12 protein-coding genes are annotated in these 9,504 nt (G+C 71.7%); 9 read left to right on the top strand and 3 right to left on the bottom strand.

Going from position 1 to position 9,504, the window contains the following annotated elements; translation table 11 throughout:
- The 6 genes from AOK00_RS14440 to AOK00_RS14415 all read left to right on the top strand — a co-directional run.
- Positions 1 to 1,271, top strand: a 1,271-nt coding sequence (locus AOK00_RS14440) for a hypothetical protein (protein WP_216822246.1), incomplete at its 5' end; no start/stop codon positions are given.
- A gap of 48 nt (positions 1,272 to 1,319) precedes the next feature.
- Positions 1,320 to 1,529, top strand: a complete 210-nt coding sequence (locus tag AOK00_RS14435; RefSeq protein WP_055600712.1) for a hypothetical protein — start codon at positions 1,320 to 1,322, stop codon at positions 1,527 to 1,529.
- Between the two features lie 50 nt (positions 1,530 to 1,579).
- On the top strand, positions 1,580 to 1,789 hold the full coding sequence (locus AOK00_RS14430; RefSeq protein WP_055600711.1) for a hypothetical protein: 210 nt from the start codon (positions 1,580 to 1,582) through the stop codon (positions 1,787 to 1,789).
- A gap of 63 nt (positions 1,790 to 1,852) precedes the next feature.
- A complete protein-coding gene (locus AOK00_RS14425) occupies positions 1,853 to 2,062 on the top strand; it encodes a hypothetical protein (protein WP_055600710.1) in 210 nt (69 codons plus the stop codon).
- 69 nt (positions 2,063 to 2,131) lie between these two features.
- Positions 2,132 to 2,365 (top strand): hypothetical protein, encoded by a 234-nt coding sequence (locus tag AOK00_RS14420; RefSeq protein ID WP_055600709.1) that lies wholly within the window; start codon positions 2,132 to 2,134, stop codon positions 2,363 to 2,365.
- Between the two features lie 77 nt (positions 2,366 to 2,442).
- Positions 2,443 to 3,792 (top strand): hemopexin repeat-containing protein, encoded by a 1,350-nt coding sequence (locus AOK00_RS14415; RefSeq protein ID WP_055600708.1) that lies wholly within the window; start codon positions 2,443 to 2,445, stop codon positions 3,790 to 3,792.
- 26 nt (positions 3,793 to 3,818) lie between these two features.
- Here the strand turns inward: AOK00_RS14415 and AOK00_RS14410 are convergent, their stop codons facing one another.
- Positions 3,819 to 4,091 carry a DUF4031 domain-containing protein gene (locus tag AOK00_RS14410; RefSeq protein ID WP_055600707.1) on the bottom strand — a complete coding sequence of 91 codons (273 nt, stop codon included), beginning with the start codon at positions 4,089 to 4,091 and terminating at the stop codon, positions 3,819 to 3,821.
- A gap of 40 nt (positions 4,092 to 4,131) precedes the next feature.
- Positions 4,132 to 4,488 (bottom strand): hypothetical protein, encoded by a 357-nt coding sequence (locus AOK00_RS14405; RefSeq protein WP_055600706.1) that lies wholly within the window; start codon positions 4,486 to 4,488, stop codon positions 4,132 to 4,134.
- A 111-nt stretch (positions 4,489 to 4,599) separates the two neighbouring features.
- Between AOK00_RS14405 and AOK00_RS14400 the strand changes: the two genes are divergently transcribed.
- From AOK00_RS14400 to AOK00_RS14390, 3 genes are read left to right on the top strand one after another with little or no spacing between them, the layout of a single operon-like run.
- Positions 4,600 to 5,517, top strand: coding sequence for a MurR/RpiR family transcriptional regulator (locus AOK00_RS14400; RefSeq protein WP_030321987.1), 918 nt, complete (start codon positions 4,600 to 4,602; stop codon positions 5,515 to 5,517).
- 26 nt (positions 5,518 to 5,543) lie between these two features.
- Positions 5,544 to 6,479 (top strand): N-acetylmuramic acid 6-phosphate etherase, encoded by a 936-nt coding sequence (gene murQ, locus AOK00_RS14395; RefSeq protein ID WP_079042006.1) that lies wholly within the window; start codon positions 5,544 to 5,546, stop codon positions 6,477 to 6,479.
- Between the two features lie 49 nt (positions 6,480 to 6,528).
- Positions 6,529 to 8,019, top strand: coding sequence for a PTS transporter subunit EIIC (locus AOK00_RS14390; RefSeq protein ID WP_055600704.1), 1,491 nt, complete (start codon positions 6,529 to 6,531; stop codon positions 8,017 to 8,019).
- 94 nt (positions 8,020 to 8,113) lie between these two features.
- On the opposite strand, the gene AOK00_RS14385 is transcribed toward AOK00_RS14390, so the two are convergent.
- Positions 8,114 to 9,504: alpha/beta hydrolase (locus tag AOK00_RS14385; protein ID WP_055600703.1), on the bottom strand; the 1,391-nt coding region annotated here is incomplete at its 5' end.

Below are 9,504 nucleotides of genomic sequence, written 5' to 3'. Positions count from 1 at the left end.
CCCCCCCGGTCCAGACCGCTCAGGTCCAGGCCGCCACCCCGGTCCAGGCCGCCCCGGTCCAGGCCGCCGTCCCAGTCGCCTCACAGAGCGCTACTGCGCCCCCTGTTCACGCCTCCTACGCCTCAACAAGTGCCGGCGTGCGCCCCTCGTGCGGCTGCGGCGGCGACCCGGCCGCGTGCAGCTGCGGCGGCAGCGGCGGCTCGTCCTCGCGTCAGTTGATCTACGCCATCGGCACCATCGGCTTCGACTACGCGACCGAGGCCCGCCGGGACAGCTTCCGGCAGCAGATGCCGTTCTTCGTGACAGAGGTCGACGGCAAGACGGTCGAGCAGTCGCCGGACCCGTACAGCCCCCGCCAGCTCCGCGACTACCTCGCGAGCGCCCCCTGGGTCTCCGACAAGCTCACCTGGACCCTCACCATGGACGGCGCCACGGTGTACGCGCTGGAGGCCGAGCCCTCCGCGGGCGTGGACTGGAGCGAGGCGCTCGTCCCTCCGGAGCAGGTCGCGAAGGAGCGCAAGACGCCGATCCGGATCGCGACCGAGCAGAACAGGACGGACGCCGATCTGTTCCGCCTGTTCGCCAATCCGCCCGTGTCGACGGTCTACCGGGTGTTCCGCGACGCCATCCTGGGCCAGGCCCTCAACCCGGAGGACTCCAACGAACGCGACGGGTACATCTCGCGCGTCTCCGTTCCGGGCGTCCTCACCAACCGCACCACGCGCCTCTATTCCGGCCAGATCGTGCCGGTGGTCGAGGTCAAGAGCCGCGGCCTGTACACGTGGAACGAGGCCGCGCTCGTCGACTCCGTCTTCACCGAGATCAAGAAGGACGCCGATGTCCAGACTCCCGAGGACAAGCAGAAGCAGGGCAAGGTGCAGGTCCGCGACGAGGCCGAACTGAGGCTGACGATCCGGGCGTTCCTCGACAAGATCTACTACCAGTTCCGCAACCTCGGCCAGACGTCCGCCGACCGCGCGCTCAACTACATGGGCACCAACGCCTTCCTGTTCGGCGACAAGATCTCGGAAGGCCTGCTGTCCGCGAGCAGGGTCCCGGGCTCCACCAAGAACCTGTACGCGCTCGACTCCATCACCGTCACCAAGAGTCCGTACTGCAGGGTCGGTTCGGACTGCCAGGACGTGACCGTGACCTTCTACGACCCGGAGGACGAACGCAGGTCCCGGCTCTCGTATCTGTTCACCATCGACGTGAGTGACGAGCTGCCGGTCACCCTGGCCCCGGTCCACACCTTCCTCGGCTCCTTCTGAAGCCCCCGCGTCCCGAGGTCCCGCCGATCACCGAGAGGAGAATCCGCCATGGACACCCGGCGCACTCCGCACCACCGGCACACCCCGTACAACCGCCCAGGAGCCATGCCGCTCCAGGTCCGCCCCGTCCACCGCGACGCCCCCGGGAGCGAAGCCCCGGGTACCGGTTCCGGCGTCGAGGCCGCCCTGTCCTCCTGCGCCACCCTGACGGGCCCTGCCCGGCAGATGTGCTACGCGGGCGGCGGCGTCTACGTCTGACCCCCGAGGATCCGCGACCGGATCCACGCCACCGAGGAGAGGAAACCACCATGTTCGACGAGACCCGCGCTCCGGACACGGACGCCGGCACCCCCCGCCGGTCCGCTCCCGGACAGCTCCGACTGCAGCTGCCCCACCAGTCCGCACCCGTCCACCGCGAACGGCACGTCGAAGGGTCCGGTGCCACCGACGGCGGCGCCGGCGCCAGCGGACTGTTCAACATCATCGGCAACCTCGCCGACGGCTTCCTGCCGTTCTGACCCCCACGAGCCTCTGCGGGCACAAGGCCCGCAGACAGAGAGAAGCAGGGAAAGGAGTACGTGATGTTCGACGAGACCCACGAGACGAACACCGACACCGGCACCCCCCGCCGGTCCGCTCCCGGACAGCTCCGACTGCAGCTGCCCCACCAGTCCGCACCCGTCCAGCGCGGGAGGCACGTCGAGGGATCCGGCGCCACCGAGGGCGGCGCCGCCGCCAGCGGGCTGCTGAGCATGCTGGGCCAGGGCATCGACGACCTGTTCCCGTTCTGACGAACCCGGCCGGGCCGTGCGCCGGGCATCCGCCCGGTGCCGGCCCGGCACCCGATCTGAGGAAGCGCCATGCGACTCGATCTGCCGATCCAGGCACCGGCGGTGGACCGGCGGGAGCACTACCAGCCGTACCGCGCCGTCGTCCCCTTCCTGGACAAGAGAACCGGGCGAATGGAACCGGTGCACAAGCAGCCCAGGGGCGACTACGGGTCTCTGCCCGCGGACCCCGCGGCGCTCGTCCACGGTTACGGCCGCGGCTGGAACTGCGCGCCGACGGGCTGCCGATGGGCCGGCGTCCTGTGAGAAGCGTCCTGTGAGGGAAAGGGAAGGGACGGGTCCTGCTCGGTGGCCCGTCCCCGCAGGAAGGAGCCGAGAGCGCCATGGCCACACCGAGGTCGGCCGTCTCCTGGCCGAACGACAAGACGTACCTCTTCTTCGACGACGACACCTACGACCGGTACGACTCGGTCACCGGCGTCCGTGAGGACTCCGGGCTGCCCGTCTCCAACTGGCCCGGCCTCCCCCGTTCGCCGGACGCCTTCGTCTGGTGGGGCGCGGGCAAGGCGTACGCGTTCCTGGGCGACACCTACGTCCGCTACGACAACCCGACCGACGAGAGCGCGGACGGTGTCGAGGCCGAGTACCTGCCACCCCACTTCACCCTTGACCACTGGCCGGGACTGCCCACCGGTGCCGGCGGCGGCCCCGACTGGCGAACCGGCATCGACGCGGCCGTGAACTGGGGGAACGGCAAGCTGTACCTCTTCAAGGGCGACGCCTACGTCCGGTACGACATCACCGCGGACCGCGTCGACCCCGGCTACCCCCGTCCCATCGCGGGCAACTGGACGGGCCTCTTCCCCGACGGCGTGGACGCCGCCGTCAATCCCGGCGGCCGCTTCACCTACTTCTTCCGCGGCGGGCAGTTCCAGCGCTTCGACGTGGATGCCGACCGGGTGGACGCGAGTGGTCCACTGGACGCCTCCTTCCGTCTCGCGCCCACCCCTTCCGGGGCCGTGGCCCCGGCCCGCGTGCTGACTCCGGACCAGGCGAACAAGCTCATGGCCGACCTGATCCGGCGCGGCCTCGTCACCCTGAAGAGCCCGGCGTTCGTCGACGGACCGTCCGGGATCGTGGCACCGACACCCGCCCAGCGGGTCGTGGTGAGCCCGCCGACGTTCGGCGGGATCCGCTACACGAACCAGATCGCGCCGGCGTCCGCGGTCATCGACAACCTCGACCAGCGCATGCTGATCGCGCTGTACCGCCTCACCCGCTGGATCAACTCCTCGGCGCCGGACGTCGCCGAACTCCTCCACCTCGGCATCGGCCACGGCGGGCCCAACCTGAAGGACTGCCACAACCAGGGCCGCGCGCTCGATCTCTCGGGCATCACGGGGCAGTTGGACGGAGCACCGTTCACCCGGTCCGTGAAGAAGGACTGGGGCAACCTGCCGCGCCCGCCCGGCGTCAGGATCCGTATCGACCCCGCCGTGGACCCGCTCGGGCACGCGCTGTTCACGACCGTCTTCCGGTTCGCCACGTTCGAGTGCGAGGCGACGGCGATCGGCCGGGCCAACAAGTGGCCCATGCCGGAACTCGGCGGCACCGGCTTCGTGATCTACCCGGACTACGCCCCGGACGCCGCCCCCGGCAGCGACAACGCCACACTGCGCGCCGCCCACCAGGACCACTTCCACATCCAGATCGGCGTCACCAGGCTGCCCTGAGCGTCACCGCCCCGCCCCGAACGCCGTCAGGAGGGCGCCGGCCGGCCCTTCGGCCGCCGCAGCCCCGCCGCCGTGAGGCGCCGCAGCAGCTCCTTCGATCCGACCTCGACCGCCCCGCCGGCCACGGCGTCCGCGTACCGGTCGGAGGGTATGTCGTAGTGGTCGCGCTCGAAGGCGCGGGGCGGGGCGCCGATCGAGGCGGCGAAGGTGTGCAGTTCCTCGAAGGAGACGTCGCTGACCAGGTGCGACCACATGCGGCCGTGCCCCGGCCAGGTGGGCGGGTCGATGTAGAGGGTCACCGGCCGACGCTCCTCGTTCCAGGTGCCGCTCCGGGCCGTCTCACGTGAGACCGCCCACCGGCGCGACCACGATGCCCTGCTTCCCGCAGACCCAGTGCGGGTCCGGCCCCAGCTCGGGCTCCACGTCCAGGGCGTGCGGGCCACCGGTGGAGCAGACCGGGCAGAGGGGCCAGCGGCCGTACCGTTCGAGCAGGGCGTCCTGGACGTCCTGGGCGACGAGACCGGCGACGTACGTCAGGCCCTCGGGCCACTGCTCGACCCACCAGCGGCGGTGGGTCACCGCGTCCTCCACCATCGACACCACCTCGGCAGCGGCGACCTCGCGGGCCACCAGGTCGGCCAGCACCAGAGCGCGAGCGGTGTGGAGCGCCTGCTCCACGGGGTCGATGTCGTCCATGCACCCATTGTCACCCGTGGCGAGCGCACCTCGCGAAGGACCGGAGGTCCCGCCCCGATCCGGGACCGACGGGGTCTTGTCGCACCCCCTCTCCGAAAGTATCTTTCAGTTGTGACCAATGAAGTGAAGGAAAGTTTCACGGGCGACGCGCCCCCCGCCCCCGCCGCGCTCGCGGCCAAGGTACGGACCCTCGCGCCGTCCATGACCCGCTCGATGCAACGGGTCGCCGAAGCCGTCGCCGGAGACCCCGCCGGCTGCGCCGCGCTCACGGTCACCGGCCTCGCCGAGCTCACCGGCACCAGTGAGGCGACCGTCGTCCGCACCGCCCGCCTCCTCGGCTACCCCGGCTACCGCGACCTCCGGCTCGCCCTCGCCGGGCTCGCCGCCCAGCAGCAGTCCGGCCGCGCACCCGCCGTCACCGCCGACATCGCCGTCGACGACCCGATCGCCGACGTGGTCGCCAAGCTCGCCTACGACGAGCAGCAGACCCTCGCCGACACCGCCGCCGGACTCGACACCGTCCAGCTCGGCGCCGCCGTCGCCGCCCTGGCCACCGCCCGCCGCATCGACATCTACGGCATCGGCGCCTCCGGCCTCGTCGCCCAGGACCTCGGCCAGAAACTCCTCCGCATCGGTCTCATCGCACACGCCCACAGCGACCCGCACCTCGCCGTCACCAACGCCGTGCAGCTCCGCTCCGGCGACGTCGCCATCGCCATCACCCACTCCGGCTCGACCGGCGACGTCATAGAACCGCTCCGGGTCGCCTTCGACCACGGGGCGACGACGGTCGCGATCACCGGCCGCCCGGACGGGCCGGTCACGCAGTACGCCGACCACGTCCTCACCACCTCCACCGCCCGCGAGAGCGAACTGCGCCCCGCGGCCATGTCGTCGCGGACCAGCCAACTCCTGGTAGTGGACTGCCTGTTCACCTGTGTCACACAGCGTACGTACGAGACGGCGGCCCCTGCCCTCGCCGCCTCCTACGAAGCCCTGGCCCACCGCCACTCACCCCGCACCCGCTGACGACCACAGCACCGAAAGAGCCGCACGTGTCTGCTACGTACTCCGAACTCCGCGCCCAGCTGGCCACCCTCACCACCGAAGCGTTCCGTCCGGAACTGGCCGAGATCGACCAGCTCCCCACCGCCGAGATCGCGGCGCTCATGAACGGCGAGGACGCCACCGTCCCCACCGCCGTCGCCCGGCAGCTCCCCGCCATCGCCGCCGCCATCGACGCCACCGCCGAGCGCATGGCCCGCGGCGGACGCCTCATCTACATGGGCGCAGGCACCGCGGGCCGCCTCGGCGTCCTCGACGCCAGCGAGTGCCCGCCCACCTTCAACACCGACCCGAGCGAGGTCGTCGGCCTCATCGCGGGCGGCCCCTCCGCCATGGTCAAGGCCGTCGAAGGCGCCGAGGACTCCAAGGAACTCGCCGCCGAGGACCTCACCGCGCTCGACGTCACCGCGGACGACACCGTCGTCGGCATCTCCGCCTCCGGCCGCACCCCGTACGCCATCGGCGCCGTCGAGCACGCCCGCGCACGGGGGGCGCTCACCATCGGCCTCTCCTGCAACGAGGACAGCGCACTCGCCGCCGCCGCCGAGCACGGCATCGAGGTCGTGCCCGGCCCGGAGCTGCTCACCGGCTCGACCCGGCTCAAGGCGGGCACCGCCCAGAAGCTCGTCCTCAACATGATCTCGACCATCACGATGATCCGGCTCGGCAAGACGTACGGAAACCTGATGGTCGACGTCCGCGCCTCCAACGAGAAGCTCCAGGCCCGCTCGCGGCGGATCGTCGCCCTGGCCACCGGCGCACCGGACGAGCAGATCGAGACCGCCCTCGCCGCCGCCGACGGCGAGGTGAAGAACGCGATCCTCATGATCCTCGCCGACATCGACGCCCCCACGGCCGCCGAGCGGCTCAAGGTCTCCCAGGGCCACCTGCGTGCGGCGCTGCACGCGACCGGGCCCACTCCGTAACCCCCCTCACCCCCCAGAGGCACCCCTCACAGCAAGGCACCACCGCACCATGAGCACAGACGACAAGAACCGCGCCATCGCCGCCGCGATCCTCCCCCTCGTCGGCGGCGCCGGGAACATCGGCTCCGTGGCCCACTGCATGACCCGCCTCCGGCTGGGTCTGCGCGACCGCTCGCTCGTCCAGGACGAGGCCCTCAAGGCACTGCCCGCCGTGATGGGCGTGGTGGAGGACGACACGTACCAGATCGTCCTCGGCCCGGGCACCGTCGCCCGCGTGACCCCGGAGATCGAGGCCCTGCTGGCGGCGGCCCCGCAGCCCACGCACTCGGCGGAGGACCTCGCGGCGCAGGGCGCGGCCCTGAGGGCGGCGCAGAAGGCGAAGAACGCCACCCCGTTCAAGCTCTTCCTCCGCCGGATCGCGAACATCTTCGTCCCGCTGATCCCCGCGCTCATCGGCTGCGGCATCATCGCCGGCCTCAACGGCCTGCTGATCAACCTCGGATGGCTGCCCGGCGTCACCCCGGCGCTCGCCGCGATGGCGAGCGGCTTCATGGCCCTCATCGCGGTCTTCGTCGGCCACAACACGGCGAAGGAGTTCGGCGGTACGGCGATCCTCGGCGGCGCGGTCGCGGCGATCATCGTCTTCCCCGGCGTCGCCAAGGTCGACGCCTTCGGCCAGACGCTCTCCCCCGGCCAGGGCGGAGTCCTCGGCGCGCTCGGCGCCGCGATCCTCGCGGTGTACGTGGAGAAGTGGTGCCGCCGCTGGGTGCCGGAGTCCCTCGACGTCCTGGTCACCCCGACCCTGACGGTCCTGGTCTCGGGTCTGGTCACGATCTTCGGCCTGATGTTCGTGGCCGGTGAGATCTCCACCGCCATCGGCGAGTTCGCCGACTGGCTCCTCGCGCACGCGGGCGCCGGAGCGGGCTTCCTCCTCGGCGGCCTGTTCCTGCCGCTCGTCATGCTGGGCCTGCACCAGGCCCTCATCCCGATCCACACCACGCTCATCGAGCAGCAGGGCTACACGGTCCTCCTCCCCATCCTGGCGATGGCGGGCGCGGGCCAGGTCGGTGCGGCGGCGGCGGTCTACCTGAAGCTCCCGCGCAACGGATCGATCCGCCGCACCATCAAGTCAGCGCTCCCGGCCGGCTTCCTGGGCGTCGGCGAGCCCCTCATCTACGGCGTCTCCCTGCCCCTCGGCCGCCCCTTCGTCACGGCCTGTGTCGGCGGCGCCTTCGGCGGCGGCTTCGTCGGACTGTTCAGCATGCTGGGCGACACGGTCGGCTCGACGGCGATCGGCCCCTCGGGCTGGGCCCTCTTCCCCCTCCTCGACGGCGCCAAGGGCCTGGGCGAGACGATCGCGATCTACGCGGGCGGCCTGCTCGTCGGCTACCTGGCCGGCTTCGTGGCGACGTACTTCTGGGGCTTCAGCAAGGAACTCCTGGAGGAGTTCGACGTGGACACCGAGGCGGCACCGACAGGGGTGACGGTGACGACGGGCGGCCCGGCCGCGGAACGGGAGCCGGAGCGGGCGAAGGTCTGAGCGACGGAGAAGAGGAGCCCGGCCGGAAGGATTCCGGCCGGGCTCCCGCACGTGTACGGAAGACGCCCACCTCCCGCACGTGTACGGGAGACGCCTACCGGCAGAGGACGTCCCCGTCCGGCCGGACGCCCTCGGTGAGGAAGCGGGTCACGGCCTGATCCCCGCAGGCGTTGCCGTTCCCCAGATAGGCCCCGTGCCCGCCGTGGTCGACGGAGACGAGCCGGGCACGGTCCCCGAGGGCGCGCCGCATCCCCATCCCCTTGAAGTACGGGGTGGCGGGATCCCGCAGGTTCTGGATCATCAGGATGTTGGACGGCCCGCGGTCGGTGACGCGGACGGGCTTCTCCACCGCGCCGTCCTTCCAGAAGGAGCAGGGCGTGATGTTCGCCGGCATCCCGGCGGTCAGCGGGAACCGCTCGCGGTCCTTCGCCACGGCCCGCTCGTACGCCGGAACGGACGCGGGCCAGTTCACGTCGTTGCAGATCACGCCCACGGTGATGGCCGCGGCGTCGTCCGGCATCGCGCCCGCCAGCTCACGCGGCAACACCGGCTCGCCCTCCGGGTCGAGCGCCTCCGTCACCAGCTGCGCGAAGGCCGGGAAGAAGCCGTCGGAGTAGAGCGCGAGCTGGAGCGACTGGAGCAGCATCGAGCCCGTGAGCGGAGGGCCCGGCTTCACGGGCTCGCCCGGCGCACCCGGGAGCACGGAGGCATGCGGCTCGCGGTCGAGCCGGCCCGCCAGATCCATGACGACGGCCCTGACGTCCTCGGGCCGCTCCGCGAGCCGCAGTCCCTGGTCCGCCCGGTCCGGGTGCGCCGCCCAGTCGGCGAAGTCCGGGAACCGGTCCTCGGCGCCCTGCGCCATGCCCTCAAGCCAGCCCCGGGCGACTCTCTTCGGGTCGGGGTCGTTGCTGCTGTCGAGGACCCAACGGTCCGTCCGGTGCGGGTACTTCTCCGCGTACGCGGCCGCCACGTACGTCCCGTACGACACGCCCCACGCCGACAGCTTCCGCTCACCGAGCGCCTTCCTCAGCTGTTCCAGGTCCCGCACCTGGTTGGCGGTGGTCAGCCCGCGCAGCATGGCGCCCCCGTTCCGGGCACAGGCCTCGGCGATCCGCTTCGACCGGGTGACGTTCTCGCCGATGCCGCCACCCGCACCGGGCCACGACCGCAGCGTCATCATCCACCGGTCGCCCTCGTCGAGCCCGCACCGCGCCTTGGCCGAGCCGCCGATTCCGCGCGGGTCGAACGCCACCAGGTCGTACGCCCCGTCCATCTCCTTCGCCAGGGCGGCCCCCTTCTGCCCCAGCCGCTGCACTCCGGAACTGCCGGGCCCACCGGGGATCACCATGAGCGTCCCGCGCCGCGCCTCGGGCCGCGTGCTGGGCAGCCGGGAGACGGCGAGCCGGACCTGCTCCCCGTCGGGATCGGCGTAGTCGAGGGGTACGGAGAGCGTGGCGCACCGCTGCCCGGGCAGCGGTGCGCCAC

It is taken from the genome of Streptomyces aureus (genome assembly GCF_001418135.1).
In the GTDB taxonomy this organism is placed as follows: domain Bacteria; phylum Actinomycetota; class Actinomycetes; order Streptomycetales; family Streptomycetaceae; genus Streptomyces; species Streptomyces aureus_A.
The sequence above is the reverse complement of the archived record's forward strand: the minus strand, read 5'-3'. Positions and strand labels throughout refer to the sequence as shown.